Consider the following 24,850-nt stretch of genomic DNA (forward strand, 5'->3'; position numbering starts at 1 on the left):
GGCGCGGGCGGGATCAACGGCGCCGCTATCTCCCAGAGATCATCCGGCGCCCACGTGCGGATCATGGCCTCGTCCACGGGAGCAGATCATGCCCCCAGGCCAACGACCATCCAAATTCCGCGGTCCGGCCCGGCCCTGCCGGTTGATCAACGAGTCTGCCTGACGATCGGACGGTTCCACGCGCCGCTCGCGCCGAGCCTCGAGGCAGAAATGGGTCCTTTCGTCGTTGGGTCGCGCTGTGCGGTGCTGTCCGTGGTCATCATGCCCACGGGCGACACAGGACGGCGGGTTCACTGGAGGAGGTTATCGGCGAGGTGACCGTTGATGTGCGGTGGGCTGCTGGACGGTGGTGGTGGTGGCCAGTGTCGGCGGACGGTGCGTTCGGATCGGCCGATCCGCTTGGCGATCTGGGCGGGGTGAAGCTCAGGGTCGCGATAGTGCCAGTAGGCCACGGCGGCGGCGGTGTCCGAGGGGATCTTGTCTGGCGGCCTGTCCTCTGAGGGATCCGGCGGCTGGTCCGTGGGGTTGCCGTCGCTGGGAGGCATCGGTCGTGTGTCGCTCGTCCGCATCACGTCCCGCGTGTCGTTTTCATGGGTGTGGGTGCGCGGTCGAGGCTGGTTGGCCGTGCTGGGTGTGCCGCCGGTGTTGTCGGCCTGGGGGTGGTGTCGGTGGCGTTTGCCGGTAAGTAGGGCAGGTGGCCGCGCCGGCTCGGCGGTGAGGTTGCCGATGGCTTCTGGCACGGGACCTGGGTCGGATGGGCGTGCGGATGCGGTGGGCGCTGTGGCAGCGGATGGCATGCCTCGTTCTGGGGTGGTGGTGCGGATCCTGGCGGTGAGTTCGACGAGGCTGACGCTGGCGACGATGACGAGGCCGTCGACGGAGATGGGCAGCAGGTAGGCGGCGCCGTGTTCGGTTTCACCGTAACGGACCGCGACGCCGGCGAGATGCCAGTACGACACCGTGCGCCACGAGGCGCTGCACGATCGAGTGGAGGTGAAAGACCACCACCGCCGTTCCTGTCGCAGCAGGGCGGTGTAGCTGAGGGCAGCCTGCCCCCGGGAGGTGCCGGGTGTGGGTGGGAAGCGGCCCTGACAAAGCCGGGACGGGCTGACACTGCCAGACGGCTCGGGTCCGGCGAGCGAGTTGGGAAGGTGTACGTGAGGAACCAGCGTGTAAAGCCTCTCAAGACTAGGCACCAGCTCGAACCTGGCGGATGTGGGCTGGGTTGCGGCGCGTATCCCGACACCGGTTCGGTGTCGGGTAACTCCCTGGTCGGTTTGGTATTGGCTGGCGGGGAGGCCACGGTGAAGATCTGCGGCGTAGCCGTGGCGAGGTCGCAGGGGCAGAGCTGGGCACCTAACCCGACGAACGATCGTGTGGTGAACGTGGGAACCCGTCCGGGACCGCCCCGCCTGTCGGCCAGCCAGGCCGTGCCGGTGGGGCAGGCGCACCGTCAGCTGACGGTTCCGGCCGGGGGCGGAGTCGCCGTAGTAGTCGGAGGTCGGGAAAGCCGGCCACAGGGCGAAGGGCGACAGCGAGTACGCAGCCGAGACACTGGAATGCCAGGAGGCCGCCGGTGAATACTGGCGTGCCGCCGTCCGGGTGGCCCGAGTTGGGGCAGGCGGAGCGGCGGGTACTGGAGATCCAGGCGAAGCTGCACCGATGGGCGGGCGAGGATGAGGCCCGCCGGTTCGATGATCTGTTCAACCTCGTCACCGATCCCGCGTTCCTGATGGTCGCGTGGGAGCGGGTGCGGACGAACAAGGGTGCACGCACCGCCGGAGTGGACGGGCAGACCGCCCACTACATCCGGGTGCTGCGCGGCGAGGAGCCGTTCCTCGCCGAGCTGCGCGCCGACGTCAAGGCCGGTGCGTTCACCCCGTTGCCCGTGCGGGAGCGGATGATTCCGAAATCCGACGGCAGGCTGCGCCGGCTGGGGATCCCGACCGTGCGGGACAGGGTGGTCCAGGCCGCCCTGAAGCTGGTGCTGGAGCCGATCTTCGAGGCCGGGTTCCGCCCGTGCTCGTACGGGTTCCGGCCTCGACGGCGCACGCACGACGCTATCGCTGAGATCCGCCACTTCGGCGCCAAGGGCTACGAGTGGGTGCTGGAAGCGGACATCGAGGCGTGCTTCGACACCATCGACCACGCGGCCCTGATGGACCGGGTACGTCGACGGGTCGGAGACAAGCGGGTGCTGGCGTTGGTCAAGGCGTTCCTGAAAGCCGGGGTGCTCAGCGCCGATACCGGCTACCAGGAGACGAGCACTGGCACGCCGCAAGGGGGCATCCTGTCACCACTGCTGGCCAACATCGCCCTGTCCGCGCTCGACGACTGGTTCGTCACGGCGTGGCAGAGCCAGATGGGCAGCCCGTGGCGTCGACACAACCGGCTCCGCACTGGGCGCTGCAACTGGCGGCTGGTGCGCTACGCCGACGACTTCGTCGTCATGGTGGCCGGCGGGCGTGAGCACGCCGAGGAGCTTCGGGATGACGTCGCTGCGGTGTTGGCGCGGATCGGGCTTCGCCTGTCCGGGCCGAAGACGCAGGTGGTCCACCTGGACGAGGGGTTCGACTTCCTCGGCTGGCACGTCCAGCGCCGGCGACAGCAGGGGTCGAACAAGCGGTACGTCTACACCTACCCGGCGAAGAAGGCCCTGGCCTCGATCGTCGGCAAGGTGCGGACGATCACCCGACGAACAGCACACGCGCATCTGTCCGACCTGCTGCAAGCGTTGAACCCGACGCTTGCCGGTTGGTGCAACTACTTCCGTCACGGCGTCTCGAATGCCACCTTCGGCTACCTGTCGCGCTACGCCTGGCGGCGGGTGCTCGGGTGGATACGCAAACGCCACGACGGAGTGCCGTGGAAGCACCTGATCCGCCGGTATCTGCCTAGATGGAAACCGACGCACGAGGGGATCACCCTGTTCGACCCGCAGAAGGTGGCGATCAACCGCTACCGCTACCGCGGGACGAAGATCCCCACCCCGTGGGACAGATGGCATCAACCAGCGGCCACACCCAGCACGTGACCTGACGGCATGTGCTCGTGGAGAGCCGGATGCGCGGAGACGCGCACGTCCGGTTCGGGCGGGCGGGTCAGGGAGACGACCGGACCGAAAGGCCGGCACCGCGCCCTGACCCGACCCCACCAGGTGGCGATGGCGGCGATGACGGCGGTGGCGGCGATGCGGATGACGCCCAGGGCACGCCGGTGATGGGGGACGCGGGAGATCAGTTCGACGGTGATGAGCAGTGCCAGGGGTGGCCACGCGGCGATGATCTGGCTGATCGGGTTCGGTCGGGCGTGTAGGACGTTCGCGGCGACGGAGGCGGCGACGCCGAGGGTGAGGGTGGCGCGTACCGCCCACCGCAGTCGATGCAGATGCTTGCCGCTGGCGGGATGGCCGGCCGGTGCGGTGTCCAGTGTTGCGCTCATGGGGCTGGCCTGCCGGTGGGGCGGGTGCCGCGTCGGGGTTGGCGTAGGTCGGCGATGAGCTTGTCGGCCAGGGTGAGGGTGTCGTCGGCGGGTTCGGTGTCGATCTCGGCGAGGCGACGAGTCAGGGCGCGGCGCAGCGCGCGGATGGTGTCGAGGTGGCCGAGGCGGGCGTGGGCGCGCATCGCGGCCTGGTAGAGGGTTTCGGTGTAGGGGTGTTGCTGCAGGGCGGTGTCGAGGACGGCGGTCTGTGCTGCGGGCTGGTCGGTGAGTTCCTCGATGAGGGCGGTGGTGGCGTCGAGGGCTTCTTGGCGTACGGCCTGCCGGTAGGGCTCGAGCCATTCGTATTCGCAGCCGTCGGCGAGGGGCCGGTAGGCGGTCACGGCGCGGCGCAGCGCTTGGATGCGTTCGGGTGGGGATGCGGTGGTGTCGGCGGCGCGGATCGCGGCGCGCATGCGCCATAGGTCGATGTTGAAGCGGTCGGGGTTGAGTTGGTAGCGGTGGTGGGGGTGGGTGAGGTAGGTGCCGGGTCCGGCGTTGTGGCGTAGCACTGCGCGGAGGTCTGAGACGTAGGTGTGCAGTCGGTGCACTGCTTTGCTGGCGGGGGCGTCGGGCAGCAGGTCGTCCAGGATCGCTTCGACGGAGGCGCTGCCGTCGCGCACCGCCAGGTACACCAGCAGTTCCAGGGATTTCGCGCGTAGGTTTCGCTGTGGATCGGCGTCGATGATGCCGGGCGGGCCGAGCACTGTCACCTTGATCTGGTCCGGCTGCGACGGTGGTGTGGGTGTGTGCGGGGGGTCGAGGGCTGGCGTGTCGGGCCGGGACGGTTTGACGACGGCTGAGGGCTGGCCGCTACGGCTGAACGTGTCCGGTTCCGTCGGGGTACTGGCGCCGCCGCTGGTCGGGGGGCTGTCCATTTCCGGGCTGGCTCGCTCGATCACGATGGGGCTTTCCGCAGCGACGGGGTCCGGTTCGGGGCCGGCCGGGGGCGCCGTAGCGGGAGACGCCGTGTCCGCGTCCTGCTCGTCGGTGCGTCGCCGGTCGGTGCCGCGGGCCTCCGGACGCGGTGGCTCCGGGTCGGCGGGCAGTGGTGGTGCAGGCTGGGCGTGGGTGGGTGGGGCTTCGGTGGGGGTGGGTGCGGACGGCTGCCCGGTGTGGGATTCGGCGAGGGCCGCGAGGAGATCGGTGGTCTCGGTTGGGTTGAGCACCGTGAGGCGGCCGACGTCTGCGGGGTGGGAGCCCGGCGGGGCGTCGCCGTCGGCTGGGGTGGTGGTGCCGTCGGCGGCGACGTGGACGGTGTTGCCTTCGGGCCAGGCGCCGAGCAGTACGCCGTGGATGTCCAGGCGTTGGCCCTGGGTGAGCAGGGCGGCGATGCGGGAGCGTTCGTGGCGGCTGGTGGTGTCGGCGAGCAGCATGACCGGTGCGAGGGGTTCTTCGTAGGGGTCGGCGGCGCGTAGTTCGGTGACGGTGTCTACCTCGTGCTGGTAGAGCAGTCGGGTGCGGTGCAGGGCCTGCGCTTCCAGGAGCTCGAGGGCTTCGTCGAGGCCGGCGGTGATGGTCAGCCTCGGTGTGTGGGGCAGGTTGACGGTGGCGACGCCGAGCAGGGCTGCTGCGGTCGCCGACGGTATGACCACCTGGCTGCGGGCGTCGGGGTGGTCCGCGCCGCCGGTGGCCAGGGCCGCGGTGAGAAACCCACGGGCGGCGGCGTCTGCTCCGGGTCCGGTCAGCCCTAGACCGGCTGGCGGCCATACCGCCGACAGCGGGTGCGCGAGGGCTGGCGCTACCGGCAGGGCTTCACGGGCATGGTGCAGGTCAGGCGAGCGATGTTCGCCGTCGACGACATCGTCCTCATCGGGGCCGCCGCTGGGGTCGGCGGGATCGTGGGCGTCGATGGCGTCATGGTGCACGTTGTTGGCGTCGTGGCCCGCCTCGTCGGGCTGGGCGGCAGTGAGTCTCAGGTTGCGGCGGATCTGGTTGACCACGCGGGGCATCGGCGCCAGGTCCGGGTCATCCATGCGGGGCGACGTTGAGGGCTTGCGGGGCACGTAGCGGCGTCGGCGGTGTGCCCATACCAGGGCGACGGCGGCGGCGATGGCCACGGCCAGACCGAGGTCGACCCAGCTGCCGGTCGGCAGAGGCACCCCCCGCACATGGCGTTGCTCGCCTCGGTCGTCCGGGGTGGTGGCAGGCGCCGGTCGGGACGCCGTAGGGGTGGGCGAGACGGCCGCGTCATCACGGGGTGTGCCGGTGGCGGTCGGGGTGCCGGGCGATTCCGGTGATCGGTGAGGCGCGGTGGTGGCGGGTGTGGGGTGAGCCGGCGGCGGGGTCGCGTCGGACTGCGGCTTACGTGGTTCGGGTCGCGTCGGGGATGCCTTCTGAGCGGGCGGCGTGGCCTGGTGCGGGTCCCGGGCGGTGGTGGGCAGCCGGAGGGTCCAGCCGGGATAGATCAGGTCAGGGTCGCGCAGTGTCCCCCCAATCTTGAAGTGGGTGCCGCGGTTGACGGCGAAGATGTCGCGCCACCGGTCCGCGTCGCCGAGACAGCGGCGGGCGATGCCGGACAGCGTGTCACCGCGCCGGACGGTGTAGGTGTTGTGAGGTTCGCCTTCGGGTCGGGTGTTTCCGGTCGGGCGGTCAGCGGCGTGGGGTGTGGGGGTGACAGCGCGGGCTGGCCGGGGCGGGTGGACGGCTTCGTCCGAGGTGGTGACGGTGGGGGTGCTGGCGGCGTGCGCGGGGACGGTGCCGGCGCTGAGGGCGGTGACACCCAGGAGGGCGGCGGTGAGGCTTCGCAGGGGCCCCGGTAGGTGCAGCGCCGGCAGCCATCGCAGTAGCCGGGTGAGCCGGGTGTAGGCGTGGGCGGTGACGGCGGTGGCGAGCAGCGCCCACATCAGCCAGGCCGCGATGTAGGCGAGGACGGCGAGGAAACCGGCGGTCAGGGGCTGCTGGATCCACTCCTGGAGCGTGGCCGTCCACGACCCGTCTAGGTCAGGCCAGGCGGCGAGGTGAATGAGCACGGCCGGTACGACCGCGAGCAGAAGTGCGCAGGCCGTCGTCGTGGCTGCCGACGACGCTCGGGTTCTCATCGCTGCCTCCTGCCTGTCGATCTTGGTCACCAGGGCTGGGCGGCGAGTGACGTCGTGCTGGGTGCCGCGTGCCGGGGGCTGGTGCGAGTCGACGCTATGGCGGCCGGGCGGCCGCCGTCGCGGCTTGCTGGCTGACAGGACCTCACACCGCCTCACACAACCTGACACCCGCAGGTCAGGAGAGCTTCGTGTTACACGGGGGCTGGCCGTCGGCGGGTGTGAGGTGACCGGTGCGCCAACGGTTTTGGCGGTGAACAGGTTGGTGTTATCGGCCTGGAACGACGCTGTTGCTCAGCGATGCGGCCGTTTCCCTGAGCTCGTTGCCGGGTTCGAGGCCTGCCTCGGCGAGACGGCGGGTGTAGCTGTCGTGCAGTTCGGCGGCCGAGTCGTGGTCGCCGAGGGCCGCGAGGACGTTCATCGCCCGCACGTGCAGGTCGGCGTTGTAGGGGTCGACGCGGATGCCTTGTTGCAGCACGGCCAGGGCGTGGTGCGGGTCGGATGCGGCGGCGGCGAGGGCCATGTGGGCGTCGATGACGTGCCGACGGGTGGCTTCCCGGACCGGGTCCAACCACGGCCAGGGGCGGCCGGCGGCGAGGTCGCCGGGGTAGGCGTCGATGATCGCCTGCCACGCGATCGTGGTGTTGGTGACGGCGGTGGCGGCGTGCTGGACCGCGGCGTGGAAGCGCCACAGGTCCACGTCCAGGTGGTCAGGGTTGAGGCGGTAGCGGTCATCGGTGTGATCGACGATGGCAAGCCCGCAGGCGGCCCGGACGGTGCCGCGCAGCTCGCTGAGTGTCGTGTAGAGGCGGCCGGTCAGCGAGTGTCGGGGCAAGCCCGGCCAGATTGCGTCGACGAGATTCCGGCTGTCCGCCCCGTCGGGGTGGGCGGCGAGGAACACGAGGGCCTGCATGGCCGCGGTGCGGCGGACGACGATCGGCTCACCGCCGAAGGCCAGCATCGGGTTACCCAGGACCCGCAGCTCCAGGCGGTGGCCGGGGGCAGCGGGTCCGGGACGGGGGTCCTGTCCGGTTGCCTGCCGCGGCACGCGGGGCCGAGATCGTTGCACGGCGTGTGGGGTGGGAGTCGGTGCGGGCTGGTCGGATGGCGGGTCGGTGTGGGCGATCACGGTGAGCAGGTCTGTGGCCGCCTGCGCGTCGAGGACGCACAGCCGTGGTCCGCGCCACTCGGGCCGGTCCGGGTCGTGGGTGTGGCCCGCCGCGTCGACCTGCCATGTCGCGGCGGTTGGCCACCCGCCCAACACCACGACGGTCGCGGCGGCAGGCGGCAGGACGGCCAACCGCTGCGCGACCGCACCGGACGGTGGTTCGTCGATGATCAGGACAACGGTCGCCCGGGCGTCCGGCAGGTCGTCGCGCCGGCGTGGCTCGTCTAGCCCGTGGCGGTCATGGCCGCGAGTTCGGGCAAGGACCTGCACGGCCTCGTCGACGCTGGAAACGACGTGCAGCCGTGTCAGGTGCCGACGTAGTTCCTCGGCGGCGGAGCCGAGCAGGCCGGCGAGGGCGGTGCGGGTGACGACGAGCGACATCGCCGGATGGCGGCGTGCGGTCAGCAGGGCGGTGACCAGCAGACCCCGGGCCGCGGCGGCGGCGCCCGCTCCGTTGAGCCCCACACGCGGGGCTGGAAGACCGGAGACGAGGGCCGGCATCGCACCGGAGGATCCATCGCCGCCCGAGGTCACGTCGGCTGGCTGCGGTATCGGGGGGTGGTCGGCAAGGGCGGCTTGCACGGCGGTGGCGGTCGCGGGTAGCGGGGCCAGGTCCGGATCCTCGCGTGCGGGAGGGCCGGGCCGGCGGGGCCGGTAGCCGAGGCGGCGGCGTAGCCAGACGAGGGCTGCGGCGGCGGCGACCTGGTCGGCGACGTCCCGGGGCAGCCAGCCGCCGGACAACACCACTCCGTCATCCCTGCGGCTGTTGTAGGCGTCGAGGTGGGCGGTGTCGTCTCGGCTATCGAGGGTGCCAGCGGCGACGGGGAGGGCAGGTTCCGGCGGCGCGGCGGTCGCCGTGTTGGCGCTGACGGTGAAGACTGCCGCTCCGGCCATTCCGCTGGCCGTTGCCTGCAGGGGCGTGGGCAGGGGCATGCGGCGCAGCCATGCGGCCCCGGCGCGGAGGCGAGCCAGGGCCCGAACGGTGACCGTGTAAGCCAGCACCAGCCACACGAGCCACGCCGCGACGGTCAACGCGGCTGCGAGAGTCTGCTCGGTCAGCGGCTGCTCCACCCACGCCCGAACCTGCTGCCCAGTCGGCCATCCCCGCATCGGCGGGCCGACGACGAACAGCAGCACCGCTGGCGGGCCGATCAGGAGCAGGAGGACGAACAGCAGCGACAGCACCTGCCGCGGCCACCGCAACCTCACCCACCCCCACCCGGCGGCGAATCAACTGCCCGCATTGCTACCTGCGCCTGCTGGGAAGGTGTGGGGGGTGACGGGGCGGACGACGCGGGTCCACAACCGGGCCGCCCACCACACCGCCACGGCGATGGCGTAGAAGACCGCGAGAACCCCAGAGGCCCGCCAACTGACGATCGCGGCGGCGATCACCGCGAGCGGTGCGCCGAGGATCAGGCGGAACACCAACGGTGTCACCAGCGCCATGACCACACCCACGCCGAGCAGCAGGCCACCGACGCGGCCAGCGATATCGATCCACAGCACCAGATGCGGCCGCCGGGCGGCGGTCAGCGAGTACTGAATCAGCAGCATCCCGACGGCGGCGGTAATCACAGAACCCGCCGGCACCGTCAGCAGCGCCGACCAGCCACCCTGCGGTACCCGCCACTGGCGGGCTGCGACGACCGCCATGGCCACCGCCATCACCGCAATCGGTGCGATCGGCCACAATGCCCAACGTAGGAATCCACCGAACGGCAGCCTGAAATATTGGCTGGCGACCACCGCGTAGAGGCCGGCGATCGCGACGCCGAGGGACACCGCGGCGAGGATCCCGACGCTGACCTTCCCACCTTCGGATCTGATCTCCGTGGTGGGGCTGCGGGCGGCGATCAGGGAACCGAGGACGGTGCCCGCTGCCAGGCACGCCAGGAGGGCGAACACGGCCGCCATGGCCAGCTCACCCCAGTTCAAGACCACCCAGTAGTAAAGACCCCGCAGCGTTCGGCTGCCATTGTGGTACTCCGCGGTGAGGAAGTACTGCCAGATCAGGGCAAGAGACGCCAGCCCCGGAACAGCGATAGCCACCGCCCGCCGTACCGGCGGCACCGGCACCTCGACCGGCGGGCCTACCGCCGTTGCGTCCGCGGCACCCGCATCCGCGGCGCCCCGTACTGCCGCGGTGGCGGGGTCCGGGACCAGGGTCGGGGTGACAGAGGCGGTCTCGATGAGTGCCTTTTCCAGCAGCCGCATCCGGGCGACCCCGCCGACGCAGTAGACACCGGCGAGGTCAGTGGCGTTGATCTCTGCCGCGGCGATCGTTTCTGTTACTAGCTGGGCGACGCGGTGCAGGACCGGGTGGGCGGCTTGTTCCAGCAGGCCGGTGTTGAGCACCATCGCAGAGCCCTGGGGCAGTGGAACGGTCACCGCGGCCCGGTCGGCCAGGGCCTGTTTCGCGGCGCCGACGCTGGCCAGCAGCGCCCACCGTTGACCGTCGCCATCTGCCGGGCTGCCGTTGTCGAGCGTGGCGGCGAGAGCTTCGTCGATAGCGGTGCCGCCGGCGGTCGGATCCGCGAGGGTGGCGAGCACCTCGAACCCGGCCGGGCCGCGCCGCAGGACGCTGACCTCCGCTCCGGCACCGACATCGCAGACCACGATGAACGATCCGACCGGCAGCTGCACCCCCGCCGCGACAAGGTGACCGGCCACCGCCACGGGGGCCTCGATCAGGCGGGGCTGGGGCAGACCAGCACGGTGAGCGGCGTGCCGCATCCACGTCCGCCGCCGCGGACCCCACCCGGCCGGCACCACCAGCCGCACATCCTCCACCACCGACCCGACGACCCGCTGCGCTTCCCCCGCGACCCGCCGCAAAGTGGCAGCGACCAGATCGAGGGTGTCCACGTCCGTGTCGGCGATGGTGAGCTGCTGCTCGGGAGACTGCCGTGGGGCCGGGATGAACCGCTGCGGGTCGGTGGCGGCGGCCTGCCACGCCTGGTGGCCCGTCAGCACGTTCCCGTCCCCACCGAGCAGTACCGCGCTGGGCAGGGCGGGCTCGCCGTCGAACATCAGCGGCACCCATCTGCCGTCAGGCCACGCCACCACCGCCGTAGTGCTCGCGCTGCCACAGTCGATCGCCAGCCGCGCTTCCCCCGCTCGCATAGACCTCAGTCAAACATGAGGATCACGTTCACGTCACCCACGAATCACTCACAGAGACGGCGACCCGGCAACCGGCGCCACGCGGTGGAGGAGCTGCATCAGGCCACGGCACCGAAGGCGGAAGCTGATCCGGCGCTGGTGGCGGAGCTCGCTCTGGAGGTGCGACGCCTCGACGCGCTGCGGTCGGCCCTGATGCGGACGCGGGACGAGACTATCCGGGGGCACGGACCGGTGGCCGGTGCTGATGCAGGAGCTCGATGAGATCTCCCACTGGGTCCGCACCCAGGCGGTGCCGCGCCTCGTCACGGGCACGGAGCCGCCCGAGCCGGCACTTCCGACGCGCTATGAGATCGCCGTTGGCCACCAGGACGAACGCCGCGCGATGTCGATGGGTTCGACGACGTCGGCCGCAGATCGCCAAATACAGCGCCTGGGCGCGGCAGTCGTCCGGACCGACCTGGTCGATCTGATCGACCAGGTGGACGGCTCCCCGAGCGACCAGCAGATCGCAGCGTGGCTGGCCCAACTGACCGACGAGGAGGTGCTCGATCGGATGTCGAGGCTGACGGTGACCCATACCTACGACCCAGGCGTCATGCTGCATAACGTCGAAGTGCTGGAAGGGCTACGTGACGAGGCTCTGGGATTCGTCCGGTGCTGACGCCCGGTCTTGCCAACCAGGGGCAAGTAAACACCCAGGCCATCAGCGGCTTGCGGCGCGACGGCGTCGAAACTCGCAGACAGGTCCACTGTTCTGCCGCTGATCACGCGCCCGGTCAGCGTCCGCTCGTGCCGATGTGCGGATGCAGAGGTCGGGCCCGGCCGGGGTCAGTCACAGTAGGCCGCGTTCGCGTAGCCGGGCGAGCCGGTCCGGCGGCAGGCAGTCGGCCAGGTTCCGCTCCAGGTCGACCAGCTCAAGGTCGACCGGGTACACCACGAAGTCGTCGGCGACTGGCAGCGTGTCCGACCAGTCGCGGAGGTTGAGCCGAGCCGCCACCGCGCACAACAGTCGCCGGCCCACCTCGGATCCGGCGGCGGCATCGAGGTCGCCCGCGTCGAGCAGGGCGAGCTCCTGTCGTACCAGCCGCACCGATCCTGCGTCGTCGAGGTCGACGTCGGTACTGGCCTCGAAGTCGGCGGGCGACCATGCTGCCTGGGCGTCGATCGCCGCCAAGGCGGCGCGCTCGTCCTCAGTGGCCCCGTGGACCTCGAAGGATAGCGCGTCCGATCGGTAGTAGCTCAGCGCGACGCAGGCGGCGGGGCCGTCGACCACCAGGCGCGCCACGGCGTCCGGGATCAGCGTGAGGAATGCGTCCTCGATGGTCCGGCACGCCGCTTCGAGGTCGAATCCGGCCGGCGGCCGTTCATAGCGCACCTCGGACCGACGGCCCGTGACCTCGACGATGCGGACCAGGCCGCGGTCGTCGTGCTCGGCCGTCAGCACCGAAGGCGCCCGGCCGTCGTGCTCGATCTCGACGCGGCTGATCCGCCCATCGGTGTATGCGTACGACTCCCGCCCCGAGCCGCCCCGCGCGACTGTGTCGGCCGAGCGCATCAACCCGTCCACGAAGCGGTACTCGTGCAGGTAGATGGGCCCGTTCGTATCGAAGTGCGCCGCCTCGACCACGTCGCCGTCGTGGCGGATGAACGTCTCGTAGTACAGGCGGCCGTGAAGAAAGCCGCTGTACTCCTCGATCACCACCGCGCGGCCCTCGGCGTCGAACCCGATGCGCAGGACATCCCGATCCACCGGCGGTCTGGCGTCCAACCGGCGGCCAGCCTTGAGCAGGTCCCGTTCGAAGTGCAACGGACGAAGATCAAGGCCCGGCCAGGTGTACCAGTCCCAGCGCCCGACGAGCGCGGTCGCCGCTCTCCTTCGGGAGTCGTACTCGCCAGCGAGCTGGGCGAAGCGCGCAGCAAGATCGGACATGTCCGGGATCCTACTGGCGCGCCTCCGACTTGAGGCCGCGCTACGAGACCAAGTCGCCGAGTTCGGCGACGAGACGTTGCATGTCCTCGCCGGCGTCAAGGGTCACCATGACGGATGCCTCCCACGCACTCGGGTCGTAGCCCCGAGGACCCCGGATGACGAAACGGAGATTGACCTGACCTCGTAGGTCATGCGTCGCGTCGATGCGGAGGTCGTGTTCCAGTGACCCCCAGGCCCGCACGCCGTCCCATCCCTCATACGACTCGGCGAGGTCGGCTGCCCACGACACGACCCCGTCGCCATTGAACGTCCGGACCCAGGTCACCGCACTGACGCCGTCATCGGCCAACTCGCACCGCAGGTCGAGTACCTCGTCGTTCCACGGCCGCTCGGCGCAATGAAGACAGACGGGCCCAAGCCCCGCCTCGGCGGTGATTTCGACGCCGTCGTCCAACTGCCTCAACACCGGGAAGAGCATGCCACTCTTGCTTGCCGGTGTCGCGATGTTTGACGCCCACTCCCCGCATCGCGGCGGCTCACTCTTCTGCCGCTGACCGGGCGTCTTGGGTGTCTTACGAGGGGTGCGTGCAGCGAACAGCCGGTCCTTCCAGGGAGAGTACGCGCACCTGGCTCAGCCCGGATGGGCCCACGATACGGTTCGAGCGTGATGGACGACCTTGCCAACAACCCCTTGATCTTCGTCGATGTCGACGGACCGCTGATCCCGTTCAAAGCCCGGCCGGTTAGCCCCGAGCGTTCTTCGGACGATGCCGTCGTGCAGCCACTGGACGGTACTGGCAACCCTCTGCTCGATCGGCTTGACCCAGATGACGGGCGGAGGCTGTTGGCACTGGGCTGCCAGTTGGTCTGGGCGACGACATGGATGGCGGAGGCGAACGAGGTCATCTCACCACGGCTTGGGCTTCCGGACCTGCCGATCGTGGAATGGCCGGACGACGACGAGGATCCGGAGCACGGTCTGCACTGGAAGACCGTGCTCCTTACCCGGTGGGCAGCCGGCCGCCCATTCGTCTGGCTTGACGACGAGATAACTGATGCTGACCGGCGATGGGTCGCAGCACACCACCCGGTGCGGGCGCTGCTGCAACGTGTCGACCCATACGTGGGCCTGACCGAAGCGGATTTCTCAGCGGTCCGCCGATGGCTCGGGCAAATTGACGGCGCCGCTTGATCACCTGCACGCTCATGCCGCCGTTCGTGCGCGCAGCAGGTCGCCGCTCCTCACGGTCCGTGATAGAAGGCCAGCGGCAGCTGGATGCGGCAAGGCCCGCGCCGACCAGGGCTGGTCGGCTCCGTGGGCCGGCCGGGCGGCGATCCACTCCCCCGGGCGACGGATCCAGCGCGAGGGCGATGTCGGCCAGGTTCAGCCGGGATCCGCCCGTCGGGCAGCCGGTCCAGGCCGCAGACCGCCTGCGGCTCGGCCGAGTTCATGGCAGAGCCGCCGGCACCCGTTTTGTGACCTTGCGGTGAAGTGCGGTGCGGCGACTCCACCAGGGCGGCGGCCCGGTCCAGCAGCGCGCTCAGCCGCCGCGAACCCGTGCGTCGTATCGCTCAGCATCTGATCTGCGGCGCCGATGCGTCCGCCGGCGGTCCCGGCTGACGTGGCTTGACCCCGGCGACGGATTGAGCGTCGATCAGGTCCGCCGGTGGCTGATCCGTCGGCGACAGTCCGCAATATCACCCAACCGCCGGACCGGAAGTGCCGGCAGTTTCAACCCAGAGATCGGCCCGGGGCGCCACGACAGGCGCCGCGGACCCTGACGGACGGAGTTCCGCAAGCCATGAGTCAAGCCGTCAAGGCTGCCCTGCTCACCACGAAAGATCTTGGGAAGAACGAGCGAGCGGTGGCCATCGCCATCGCCGCCCACGCCAACCATGAGGGCAACGCCTGGCCATCCGTGGCAGCTCCGGCTCGCCCGGGCGTGCTCGGCGGCGGAGCTGCGCCGGGCGGAGCTGGCCGCGCAGGTACGGGAACTGGAGCTGGCCAACGAGAGCTACCAGGACTTCATCCGGCGCCACCCCGAGCACTGACGGGACGGACGCTCGGCAGATGACCTGACCGGGAGGGGCCGCCGCGTGCCGGCCCTCGCCGGCGGCGCCGTTAGCCTGCTCACTTCAGAGCACGAAAGTTTGCAGTTACTGAAAGATCCGTCCTAGTGTTGCCCGGTGACCGATGGCAGCACCTCGCCCGCGACCGCCGGCCTGCGGGACCGCAAGAAGCGGCAGACCCGGGCCGCGCTGGCCACCGCCGCGCTGCGGCTGGTCGCCGAGCGCGGCCTGGAGCACGTCACGGTGGAGGAGATCAGCGAGGCGGCGGATGTCTCGTCCCGGACCTTCTTCAACTACTTCCCGAGCAAGGACGACGCCCTCATCGGCGACCACGCCGTCGACACCGCCCGGTTCGTGGCCCGGGTCGCCGAGGTGCCGCCGGAGGTGTCCGCGCTCGCGGCCATCCGCACGGCCCTCGCCGAGGTGATCGACGAGATGCAGGCCGACCGCGAGCTGTGGCTGCTGCGCATGGAGGTCGTCACACGTAATCCGGCCCTGCTGCCGCGCCTGGCCGCGCTCGGCGTCGAGGCGGAAAGGACGATGACCGAGACCCTCGCCGCCCGGGTGGGCGTACCCCCGGATCATGGCTTCCCCGCGCTGCTCACGGCCGTAACCGGTGCCGCGTTCCGCACCGCGATGCTCCGCTGGGCTGCCGCCGGCGGCACCCGGTCCCTGGCCGAGCTGGCCGACGAGGCGTTCGACGCGCTCGCCGCCGGCCTGCCCGACCCCCGATGCACCCGGTGACCACCGTCCCTGGCGCTCCCCCATCGACAAGACAAGGAACCTGATGTCCGCACCCGCTGTGCCCGCCGACACCGTCGAGGTCGGCACGGCACGCATGTCCCGCCGTGAGGTCCTGCAGGCCCTCTCCGGCCTGATGGTCGGCATGTTCGTGTCGATCCTCGCGTCCACGGTCGTGGCGAACGCGCTGCCGCGCATCATCGCCGACCTGAACGGCAGCCAGACCGTCTACACCTGGATCGTCACCACCGAGCTGCTGGCCATGACGGCTACCGTGCCGCTGTGGGGCAAGATGGCCGACCTCTACAGCAAGAAGCTGCTCATCCAGTTGTCCCTCGGGCTGTTCGTGATCGGCTCGCTGATCGCCGGCTTCACGCCGAACGTCGAGGTCCTGCTGCTCAGCCGGATCGTGCAGGGCGTCGGCGCGGGCGGCATGACCGCCCTGGCCACCATCGTCATGGCCGCCATGATCCCGCCGCGCGAGCTCGGCCGGTACGCCGGCATCTTCGGCGCCGTCTTCGGCGTCGGCACCATCGCCGGACCGCTGATCGGCGGCGTGCTGGTCGACACCTCGTGGCTCGGCTGGCGCTGGTGCTTCCTGATCGGCGTGCCGTTCACCATCCTGTCGATCGTCCTGCTCCAAAAGACGCTGCACCTGCCCGTCGTCCGTCGCCAGGTGCGCATCGACTGGCTCGGCGCCGCGCTGATCACGACGGGCGTCTCGCTGCTGCTGGTCTGGTCGTCGCTCGCCGGCAACAAGTTCGCGTGGGCGTCGGGCTGGACGGCGGTGATGGTGGTCGGCGGTGTCGCGCTGCTGGCGGTGGCGGTGTTCGTCGAGTCCCGCGCCGCCGAGCCGATCATTCCGTTGGACATCTTCCGCAACCGGACGGTCTCGCTGGCCACCATCGCCAGCGTGCTGGTCGGCGTGGCCATGTTCGGCGGCACGGTCTTCCTCTCCCAGTACTTCCAGATCTCCCTCGGCAAGTCGCCGACCGTGGCCGGGCTCATGAGCCTTCCGATGATCTTCGGGCTGCTCGTCTCGTCGACCGTCGCCGGCCAGCTCATCACGAAGTACGGCCGCTGGAAGATGTACCTGATCGCCGGTGGCGCCATCATGACCGTCGGCATGGTCCTGCTCGGCACCATCGACGCGGAGACCAGCGTGGTCGTCCTGTCGATCTACATGGCCGTGCTCGGCATCGGCGTCGGCATGCTCATGCAGAACCTGGTGCTGGCGGCGCAGAACGACGTGCCCGCCAACGAACTCGGCGCGGCCACCTCCGTGCTGACGTTCTTCCGCAGCATGGGCGGCGCGATCGGCGTCAGCGTGCTCGGCGCCGTCCTGGCCAACCGGGTCACCGACCTGATAACCGAGAAGCTCGGCCCGGCCGTGGCCGGCGGGGCTTCCGCCGGCGAGGTCCCCGACCTGTCGGCGCTGCCCGAGCCGGTGCTGCGGATCGTGCAGAGCGTCTACGGCACTGCCACGGCCGACCTGTTCCTGATCGGCGCGCCGCTGGCACTGCTGGCGATGGTGGTGGTCCTCTTCATCAAGGAGAAGCCGCTGCACACCGTCAGCGGCGACGAACGGCGGGCCCAGGAGGAGGCCGCCCAGGCGGCCGGCATCTCCCACTGACGCCCAGCGGAGACGGGGTCCCGCAGCGCCGGCACCGCGCTGCGGGACACCTCGTCGTTTCCGTGGTCGCAGGCTCGCTGCGCGTCGCCCTGCCGCTGAGCGCGGGAGTGTCATCCCTGAAGGAGCGGGGCCGTGTCCAGGAATCCGGTAGCGCTCGGCTTCCCGCCTCAGCGCCGGCGCACCCGGCGACCTCATCGGCGACCTGCCCGTCAACGCCTTCATCCACCCCGCCGGCCTGCCCATCGACACCTCCAAGATCGAGGTGCTGCGACGACCGGTTGAACTCACCCAATACACCTCAATCGCGTTCACCGAACGCCTCGCCGCCGCCGGCGTCGACCCGTCCGTCGGACCGGTCGGCGACGCCCACGACGCCTTGGCCGAATCCACGATCGGGCTGTTCAAGACCGAGCTGATCAAACCCCGCGCCGCCGGTGACGCACCCCGAACGACTTCGCCTTGGCGTTTCTTGGCCTGCTCGGTTCGGACGAGGCCGCTGATGCCGGAGAGGGTGATCGCTCGGATTGTGACGTCGTTCATCCAGGCGTGGAACCGGCTCGGTGGCGCGTACTGGCACATGCCGCGGCGGGCGAGCGCCTGCCGTTTGACGATCTCGGGACGTAGGCCGGTCTCCCATTCTGCGAGAGCGGATGGGATGTCGTGGCCGTACCGCTGCAGGGCGGTGCCGAGCTGGTCGGCTCCGGCGAGTGCTAGGGCCGCGCCGTGTCCGGCGAAGAGGGTGACGCACCAGGCCGCCTCGCCGAGGAGCACGGTGCGGCCGGTGCTCATCGTGGCATGTCCGCCTGGCTGACCTGGTCGAAGTAGGCGGCGGCCGGGTCGGTCTCCAGGTGACGGATCACCTCGGGTACGCCTGCGGCCAGGTCTCCGAACGCTGCGCGAAGCGCATCCACCGGTCCGCGTTTCAGCTCCCGCCCTGGGTTCGCGCAGCCGTACGCGAAAAAGGCCGAGGACCGTTGTGAGCCCAGGTTGATGATGCCGCCGTGCGGCCGGGCCCGATGAAGGTCGTGGCGGACGATTCGGGCACGGCCGCTACCGGATGCGGGATCGGGAACGCGGCCACGACGTACGGCAGGTCGACGCGATGATCGGGGCCGAACATCGCAGTCCGGGTCGCGGAGTGAACGCCGTCGGCGCCGATGAGCAGGGTCTCGGGCGTGGGCCCAACGACGGCCCGGCCCCTAGCCAGCGCGCCGCAGTTAACAACCTGCGGCTGACCACTGCTCCAAGCGCCACACCACATGACCGCCGCCGCCCAGTAGGGCTGGCCAACCAGATGGTGGATGGATCCGCTGCCTCGTCGAGGCTACATCGCAAGCGCCGTGATCATGATGCCGGCGACGGCCTTACCCGCCGCGGTGCGAAGAAGATCAGCACATTCCGCCCTGCCGCCGCCCACGCTACGAAGGTGCGGGTACGGAGCGTGAGGATCGCTGGCCAGCGGCAGCGCTCGGTCAGCAGCAGTGAGCGTGCATCGCCGCCGAGGTCTCGCAGCTGTATCTGGCCATCCCCGCGCCCGATAGGTCCTCGGCCCGGCCCTAACCACCGCCGACCGGGATCAGATCCTTGCCCACCTCCACCGCCACGCCCATCCCGATCCAACTGCGTAGGCATGATCCCGCGCCTGATGGCGGCATCGATGTCGTACCCGACCAGTAGTTTGTGCAGCAGGTCAGCTCAAGTCGGGCAAGTCTGCGCCGCGCCGCCGCCGCGGGCGTGGCCAGCGCGAATTCAAGGAGGTCGGCGATGGCCAGCCCCGGTGTTACAGGTCTTGAGGACCGGGTCGACGCCGTCGACCCGGTCGTTGACGCCGCGCGCGCCGAGCCCTTCGATTCGGTGCAGGCGTACCGGTCAGCGATCGCCGACGTCCGGACGGCCGCCGCGGCGTACTACAGCGGGCCGGGCATGGTCATGGACGATGCGACCTACGACGCATTGTTGGCGCGGGTCGCCGCGACCGAGGCCGCCCGCCCGGAGTGGAAGGCCGACGACTCCCCGACGGAGGTGGTCGCGGCCGGCGCCGGTGTGATTGGCGACGTCGAGCACAGCTCGCCGATGCTCAGCCTGGACAACGTGTTCGATGAGGAGACGCTGCGCAAGTGGGCCGTCCGGCTGGAGCGGCTGCTGGGCCGGCCGGTCGGTGGGTACACGGTCGAGCCGAAGATCGACGGTCTGGCGGTCGCTGCCCGATACGTCGACGGACGGCTGACCCTGGTCGCCACCCGCGGTGACGGGCGGGCCGGTGAGGATGTAACCGGGCAGGCCCGGCGGGCGGTCGGGTTGCCTGCCCGCCTGGCTGAACCGTTGACGGTAGAAGTGCGCGGCGAGGTGTTCATGACCGACGCCGACTTCGCCGCCGCCAACGTGCTGCGGACCGGTCACGGCGAGCCGGCGTTCGCGCACCCGCGCAGCGCTGCGGCCGGTACTCTGCGCGCGCAGGACCGCGCCTACGACGCGCCGCTGTCGTTTCTGGCGTACGCCGTACACGGCCTCGACGGCGCCGACGGTGAGCCGGTGCCGCACTCGGTGGCGATGGCCCGCGTCGGGCGGCTCGGCGTCGCGACGACCGCGACCTCGGCGGCGGGGATGCCGCTGTGCGCGAGCGTCGACGAGGTCATCACTGCGGTGGAGGCTCTGCGGTCTCGCCGTGGGGAGCTGGGGTTCGGGGTGGACGGGGCGGTCATCAAGGCCGACCAGCCCGCCGACCGGGACCGGGCCGGCTTCTCCAGCCGGGCACCGCGGTGGGGCATCGCCTACAAGTTTCCCGCCGACACCCGCACCACGCGACTTCTGCGCATCGAGGTCCAGGTCGGCCGCACCGGCGTGATCACCCCGGTCGCTGTGCTCGAACCGGTCGTCGTCGGTGGCGTCACCGTCGCCTCCGCCACTCTGCACAACTTCGACGACCTGGTCCGCCGTAACGTCCGGGCCGGTGACACCGTGTTCGTGCGCCGCGCCGGCGATGTCATCCCCGAGGTCACCGGTGCCAAGCTCGATGACCGGCCGGCCGACGCCGCGCCGTTCGAACCTCCGATGGTCTGTCCCCGCTGCGGCGGCGACATCGACCGCTCGCAGAAGCGGTGGCGCTGCACCCGCGGTCGGGCCTGCGGTGCGCACGAGTCCCTCGCGTACTACGCCGCCCGCGACTCGATGGACATCGAAGGTCTCGGCGATAAGATCATCAATGTGCTGGTGGCGGCCAAGCTCGTGACCGACCCAGCCGACCTGTACGACCTCGACGTGCCCACCCTCGCCGCGCTCGACAGGATGGGTGAGATCTCCGCCAGCAAGCTGGTAGCCAACATTCAGGCATCGAAGGACCGTCCGTTGTCGCGGGTGCTGACCGGCCTCGGGGTACGGATGACCGGCCGGTCCATGTCCCGGCGGCTGGCCCGACACTTTGGCACCATGCAGGCCCTGCTCGACGCCAGCGTCGACAACCTCCAACAGGTCGAGGGCGTCGGCCCGGAACGCGCTGTCACCATCGCCGCCGAGCTGGTCGAGCTGACCAGCGTGATCAACAAACTCGCCGCGCGCGGGGTGAACCTGACCGAACCCAGCGCCCCGGCCGTCGCCGCCCCGGCCCCGGACGGCGCAGCCGCCCGTCCTCTCCCGCTGCGGAGGCCCGACGGAACCCCGATGACCGTCGTCGTGACCGGCACCGTCCCAGGCCTGACCCGCAACGAGGGAAACGAGGCCGTCGAAACGCTCGGCGGAAAGCCCTCCGGATCGGTGTCCAAACGTACCGACATGGTCGTCGTCGGCGACGGCGCCGGCACAAAAGCCGACAAGGCCGAGCATCTGGGCATCCGGATCCTGCCCGCTGACCAGTTCGCCGCCCTACTACACGCCCACGCCACCGGGGACATCGACACCATCAGCAGGATCCTTGCCTGAACCGAACAGTCGATCTCACATGCTGCCCACAGAGTCCAGGGGTCGTCCGGTCCAAGATTTCCACGACCTTCCTGCCGCGCTTCGCCGGCCGGCCACACTGCGTCTCGGGCTGCTACCGTTCGACACTTGTTGACGATGTTTCACGGTGTCTTGCGCCCCCCGTGTGCCCACTGCCAGGGACGTTGCTGTACTTCGCCGCTGCACCGCCGGCAGCACCGTGTGACCGCTACGACTGCCGGGCCCTAGGGTGGAGGCCATGATCGTCTGGGGTCATCCGTGAGCGCCCGCTGAGGTTGATCCCTTCGTTCCACCAGATCGGTGACGGCCTGGACGTGCCATGGTCATCCTTGCAAGGCCCGACCTTCTGGTTCTATGTACGTCATGGACCGGACCAGACACGTGCTCACGGTCGGTTCGTCGGACCGGTTTGACGGCACCTACTACGCCCACTGGGAATGGAGCCGGTTCGAGATCGACGTCCCCGGACGCTGGTGGCGCCGCCGCGTGCGTTGCGAGCTGGGGAGTGACGCAGCCCCGTGGCCTACGGAGATCTTGCGGACCAGCGAAGGTGGGCGAACCTACTCTGCCAAATTCGCCGTCGTCCTCGACGCGGAGGTCATCGAACGGGGCAACTTCGGCCACAGGGGCACCCTGCGATGGCGGCTGGCAGTAAGCCGGTGGGTCCACGTCCGGCCGCTCCCGTAACCGGCACCGGGCATGGGTCTACCGCCTGGTCGTCGTGTTCCCTGGACGCCTTGGCTTCCAGGTAACCAACAACGAGCCGTGACCTACGGTCACAGCGGGGCTGAGAAGCCGCAACAGTCCTTCGGCGTCCCTAGGCGTCCTCGCTTGTCCGCGGCGATCGTCACCAGTCAGTCACCCGGCAACGGGCGGCATTGTGCCTTGCCGGGCAAACGTGGGTCTGCCAGCAGCACGACACGGTCGGCTTCGACATCAAAGCCGAGCACCGGATGCTGGTAGTCGCCCTCGGGAGCCGTCCCTCACCTGGGCGGCTGTGTGGCCGCGTCACCGTTCATCTCCCGCCACTGGCCGCCGTCGGCGTGCACGAGGCGCCGCACCATCTGCCGGGCCTCGTCCTCGGTGTCGAACTCCCACCGCAGCACCTTGCCTGTCTCCGAGTCGCCTGCCCTGGCGATGATGTGCCACCGGACCTCGCGGGCGAGCCACACGTCGCGCCGGGTCAGCCGGCCCCAGCTGCCGTTCCACCAGCGCGTCACCAGCTCTTTCCCCACCCGGTTATCGTACAAGTGTTCGGAAGTGGTGGTGGTGTATGTGAGGAAGATGGAAGCCGTGGAGCGGCCTGGGTGCATGGGCAGGGCCGGGGCGCCGCCGGATCACAGGCTCCGAGGTCGCCACGAAGTCGTTCCGGGGTAGCGGCGTTCCAAGGAAGTAGTCGCTATCGCCGCTGATCGGTTGACTGCCGATTCGGCAGGGCGCTGTGCCAGACGTATACCCACGGCGGGCCGCCGCCGGCGATCGACTCCAGCGCGTACACGCCGTTGATGTCCGCGTCGAGCAACTCGCCGCCGTACTCGATCCACAACCAGGTCTGATCGAGTTGCGCAGGGGGCAAGCCCTCCTCGTCGACCGGCACCAGGACGCAGCGGCCGTCCACCGGCCCGCCAACGCACGGTACGTCGACCTTCGCCCACATGTTTTGATCATCGGCCGAGACCTGGCGGCACCGGGCGTGTTCCGCAGATTGGGCCCGTACCCATGCCCATCGCCGGCCGTCATCGCGCACGAGAACGCCCGTGTCGCCACACCGACCCGCGTGACACTTCCCCCATCCCCGGGGGCCGTGCCGCTGGAGAAGGTCTGCCGAAAAAATCCTGCGGCCCGATGTCGAACGGGGCGCCGCCAGGTTCGACCCCTGGGCAGAGACGGGCCGGCCGGGTCATCGGCGGGCCGACGGAGATCAGGGAGTGGATCGATGACGAAGGTTACGACCGGGGGCGACCATGTCGTTGGACGGCTACATCGCCGACGCGTCGCACGGCGGGTTCGAGTACCTCTTCCAGTGGTACAACAACGGCGACGTCGAGACGCCGACGGCCACACCCGGCATGACGATGCGCACCTCCGCGGCGAGCGCCAAGCACCTGCGCGACCTGACCGAACGGACCGGAGCGCTGGTGGTCGGCCGACGGCTGTTCGACATGACCCACGGCTGGGACGGCCGGCACCCCATGGACGTACCCGTGGTCGTCGTCACCCACACCGTCCCCGACGGCTGGGAGCGCGAGAACGACTCGTTCGTGTTCGTCACCGACGGCATCGAGCACGCGATCGACACCGCCAAGGCCATCGCCGGCGACAAGCAGGTCGGCGTCAACGGCGGCACCATCGCCGCGCAGGTCCTCGAGGCCGGCCTACTCGACGAGGTCCACGTCGACCTCGTCCCGGTCCTGCTCGGCGACGGCATCCCCTTCTTCACCGGCCTGAAGATCACCCCCGTCCAACTGGACGGGCCCACGAGTGTCATCGAAGGCAACGGCGTCACCCACCTCGCCTACCGCGTACGCAAGGCTGGCTGACCCCGCCGATCCGGCGATCCCCCGGCACAGCCCCTCGCACTCCTCGCCACCCGCGCGGCGGGCACCGCCGGAGACGGTGAGGATGCAGGCTGGTCCACTTCCAATTGCGCGGCTTTCTCAGAGACCGGCGGGGTCTATGATCTGGACAAGGCGACCGCTGAAGTGCTCGACGAGCTGTATCACGGCACCTGGTTCAACGAGTCGCGTCGGCGCGAGAGCATCCTCGCGCACGCGGCTCTCGGCGGCAGGCTGGTCCACGCCTACCAGGGCGCTCCCAACATGTCTGGCAGCTGCGCCGTGTCCTTCGGCACCGAGGTAGAAACGATGCGCCGCGAGCTGGCCGGCATGCGCACGCCCTGGATCGAGCGGACCCTGGCCCCGCTGACCTGACAGAACCGGTGGCCGCGCGCAGCCTCCCCCGCGCCGCGCGGCCACCCCGGGGAACAACCGAGGAGTGGCGATGGCGATAGCCAGGGACACCAGCGGCCGGGTCGTGACGGTCCGGGACATGCTCGACGGCATCAGCACCTCGCTGAAGTACACCAACTACCAGCTCGACACCGCCGGGATCGGTCACGAACCCCACCCATGGAACTGGACCGAGTCCGCCGGCCACTTCCGCAGCGTCGTCACCAAAGAAGCCGAACTCGCCGAACACATCGCCCGCACCATCGACCGCTGGGCCAAAGCGAACGCGGACACCCACCCCGCGAACCTGGCCACGATGCACACCGCCTCCAAGGACCTCAAGGCCGCCGCCCGAACCCTTGTCAACCTCGGAAAGAAGATGCGCAACGCGCAGGCCCGCCTCGACGCCACCCAGTCGTAGTCCCATGCACACCCGCATCTTCAGGGCGATCAACCGGCACGCGTGGGACCGCCAAGCCCGCTTCCCGCGATGGACGACCAGCCGATCGTTCCGGGCCGCGGTATCCCGGGCACGGCCCGGGGATCGAGTTGGTCGGCGAGGTGACCGCGCTCGCCCGGCCGACCAACTCGGCTGCGCCAACTCCAACGACGCGGCCCGGGCTAGCGATAGCTGCGCTGGCTGCGCCAGGGGTGGATGTGGCACCCCTTGCAGATCACACACACGGTACTTGCCGGGGAGACCCGCCGATCCGGTTCCACCGCGCCGACGCGCGCACGTCGTTGGGGGCTTGGTCGTCGCGACCGCCGCCGCTTTAGGCGGCCCGA

At 70.0% G+C, this 24,850-nt stretch carries 19 protein-coding genes and 2 pseudogenes; 11 read left to right on the plus strand and 10 right to left on the minus strand.

Going from position 1 to position 24,850, the window contains the following annotated elements:
- Nucleotides 1-290: 290 nt before the first annotated feature.
- The gene (locus tag ABZ783_RS33710) at nucleotides 291-959 is read right to left on the minus strand and encodes a DUF2637 domain-containing protein (RefSeq protein WP_357445941.1); all 669 of its coding nucleotides are present in this window, start codon (nucleotides 957-959) and stop codon (nucleotides 291-293) included.
- Between the two features lie 617 nt (nucleotides 960-1,576).
- Here ABZ783_RS33710 and ltrA point away from each other — a divergent pair.
- Nucleotides 1,577-3,034 (plus strand): group II intron reverse transcriptase/maturase, encoded by a 1,458-nt coding sequence (gene ltrA, locus ABZ783_RS33715; RefSeq protein ID WP_357445944.1) that lies wholly within the window; start codon nucleotides 1,577-1,579, stop codon nucleotides 3,032-3,034.
- A 125-nt stretch (nucleotides 3,035-3,159) separates the two neighbouring features.
- Here the strand turns inward: ltrA and ABZ783_RS33720 are convergent.
- From ABZ783_RS33720 to ABZ783_RS33735, 4 genes and pseudogenes are all read right to left on the minus strand, one after another.
- Nucleotides 3,160-3,441, minus strand: a pseudogene (locus ABZ783_RS33720) (hypothetical protein); the annotation flags it as partial.
- The gene (locus ABZ783_RS33725) at nucleotides 3,438-6,518 is read right to left on the minus strand and encodes a BTAD domain-containing putative transcriptional regulator (RefSeq protein WP_357445947.1); all 3,081 of its coding nucleotides are present in this window, start codon (nucleotides 6,516-6,518) and stop codon (nucleotides 3,438-3,440) included. The pseudogene ABZ783_RS33720 and the gene ABZ783_RS33725, both read right to left, overlap by 4 nt.
- 265 nt (nucleotides 6,519-6,783) lie before the next feature.
- Nucleotides 6,784-8,892 (minus strand): bacterial transcriptional activator domain-containing protein, encoded by a 2,109-nt coding sequence (locus tag ABZ783_RS33730; RefSeq protein ID WP_357445949.1) that lies wholly within the window; start codon nucleotides 8,890-8,892, stop codon nucleotides 6,784-6,786.
- Between the two features lie 21 nt (nucleotides 8,893-8,913).
- On the minus strand, nucleotides 8,914-10,809 hold the full coding sequence (locus ABZ783_RS33735) for an Hsp70 family protein (protein ID WP_357445952.1): 1,896 nt from the start codon (nucleotides 10,807-10,809) through the stop codon (nucleotides 8,914-8,916).
- 238 nt (nucleotides 10,810-11,047) lie between these two features.
- Between ABZ783_RS33735 and ABZ783_RS33740 the strand changes: the two genes are divergently transcribed.
- Nucleotides 11,048-11,470, plus strand: a complete 423-nt coding sequence (locus ABZ783_RS33740; protein WP_357445954.1) for a hypothetical protein — start codon at nucleotides 11,048-11,050, stop codon at nucleotides 11,468-11,470.
- 171 nt (nucleotides 11,471-11,641) lie between these two features.
- Here ABZ783_RS33740 and ABZ783_RS33745 read toward each other — a convergent pair whose 3' ends face one another.
- Nucleotides 11,642-12,739 (minus strand): hypothetical protein, encoded by a 1,098-nt coding sequence (locus ABZ783_RS33745; protein ID WP_357445957.1) that lies wholly within the window; start codon nucleotides 12,737-12,739, stop codon nucleotides 11,642-11,644.
- Between the two features lie 40 nt (nucleotides 12,740-12,779).
- Nucleotides 12,780-13,217 (minus strand): DUF6228 family protein, encoded by a 438-nt coding sequence (locus ABZ783_RS33750; protein ID WP_357445960.1) that lies wholly within the window; start codon nucleotides 13,215-13,217, stop codon nucleotides 12,780-12,782.
- 189 nt (nucleotides 13,218-13,406) lie between these two features.
- Here ABZ783_RS33750 and ABZ783_RS33755 point away from each other — a divergent pair, with 189 nt between their 5' ends.
- The 5 genes and pseudogenes from ABZ783_RS33755 to ABZ783_RS33775 all read left to right on the plus strand — a co-directional run.
- Nucleotides 13,407-13,931: an HAD domain-containing protein gene (locus ABZ783_RS33755; RefSeq protein ID WP_357446053.1), complete on the plus strand. Its 525-nt coding sequence runs from the start codon at nucleotides 13,407-13,409 to the stop codon at nucleotides 13,929-13,931.
- Nucleotides 13,932-14,635: 704 nt separating this feature from the next.
- Nucleotides 14,636-14,791, plus strand: coding sequence for a hypothetical protein (locus ABZ783_RS33760; protein WP_357445963.1), 156 nt, complete (start codon nucleotides 14,636-14,638; stop codon nucleotides 14,789-14,791).
- A 135-nt stretch (nucleotides 14,792-14,926) separates the two neighbouring features.
- Nucleotides 14,927-15,553: a TetR family transcriptional regulator gene (locus tag ABZ783_RS33765; protein WP_357445966.1), complete on the plus strand. Its 627-nt coding sequence runs from the start codon at nucleotides 14,927-14,929 to the stop codon at nucleotides 15,551-15,553.
- A gap of 43 nt (nucleotides 15,554-15,596) precedes the next feature.
- On the plus strand, nucleotides 15,597-17,183 hold the full coding sequence (locus tag ABZ783_RS33770; RefSeq protein WP_357445969.1) for an MDR family MFS transporter: 1,587 nt from the start codon (nucleotides 15,597-15,599) through the stop codon (nucleotides 17,181-17,183).
- Between the two features lie 286 nt (nucleotides 17,184-17,469).
- A pseudogene (locus ABZ783_RS33775) lies at nucleotides 17,470-17,601 on the plus strand (IS3 family transposase); the annotation flags it as partial.
- A 367-nt stretch (nucleotides 17,602-17,968) separates the two neighbouring features.
- Here the strand turns inward: ABZ783_RS33775 and ABZ783_RS33780 are convergent.
- Entirely contained in the window at nucleotides 17,969-18,094 is a 126-nt protein-coding gene (locus ABZ783_RS33780) for a hypothetical protein (protein ID WP_357445972.1), read from the minus strand.
- Nucleotides 18,095-18,947: 853 nt separating this feature from the next.
- On the opposite strand from ABZ783_RS33780, the gene ligA reads away from it, so the two are divergent.
- Complete coding sequence (gene ligA, locus ABZ783_RS33785; protein ID WP_357445975.1) at nucleotides 18,948-21,098, plus strand: NAD-dependent DNA ligase LigA; 2,151 nt, start codon at nucleotides 18,948-18,950, stop codon at nucleotides 21,096-21,098.
- A gap of 1,001 nt (nucleotides 21,099-22,099) precedes the next feature.
- Here the strand turns inward: ligA and ABZ783_RS33790 are convergent.
- Nucleotides 22,100-22,351, minus strand: coding sequence for a hypothetical protein (locus ABZ783_RS33790; protein ID WP_357445978.1), 252 nt, complete (start codon nucleotides 22,349-22,351; stop codon nucleotides 22,100-22,102).
- Between the two features lie 164 nt (nucleotides 22,352-22,515).
- A complete protein-coding gene (locus tag ABZ783_RS33795) occupies nucleotides 22,516-22,773 on the minus strand; it encodes a hypothetical protein (protein WP_357445981.1) in 258 nt (85 codons plus the stop codon).
- A 307-nt stretch (nucleotides 22,774-23,080) separates the two neighbouring features.
- Between ABZ783_RS33795 and ABZ783_RS33800 the strand changes: the two genes are divergently transcribed.
- The 3 genes from ABZ783_RS33800 (at nucleotide 23,081) to ABZ783_RS33810 (ending at nucleotide 24,485) form a co-directional block, all read left to right on the plus strand.
- On the plus strand, nucleotides 23,081-23,656 hold the full coding sequence (locus tag ABZ783_RS33800) for a dihydrofolate reductase family protein (RefSeq protein WP_357445984.1): 576 nt from the start codon (nucleotides 23,081-23,083) through the stop codon (nucleotides 23,654-23,656).
- A 162-nt stretch (nucleotides 23,657-23,818) separates the two neighbouring features.
- A complete protein-coding gene (locus ABZ783_RS33805; RefSeq protein ID WP_357445987.1) occupies nucleotides 23,819-24,046 on the plus strand; it encodes a hypothetical protein in 228 nt (75 codons plus the stop codon).
- Between the two features lie 70 nt (nucleotides 24,047-24,116).
- Entirely contained in the window at nucleotides 24,117-24,485 is a 369-nt protein-coding gene (locus tag ABZ783_RS33810) for a hypothetical protein (RefSeq protein WP_357445990.1), read from the plus strand.
- The last annotated feature ends 365 nt before the right edge of the window (nucleotides 24,486-24,850 follow it).

Source organism: Micromonospora sp. NPDC047738, from assembly GCF_040642675.1.
Lineage (GTDB): Bacteria > Actinomycetota > Actinomycetes > Mycobacteriales > Micromonosporaceae > Micromonospora.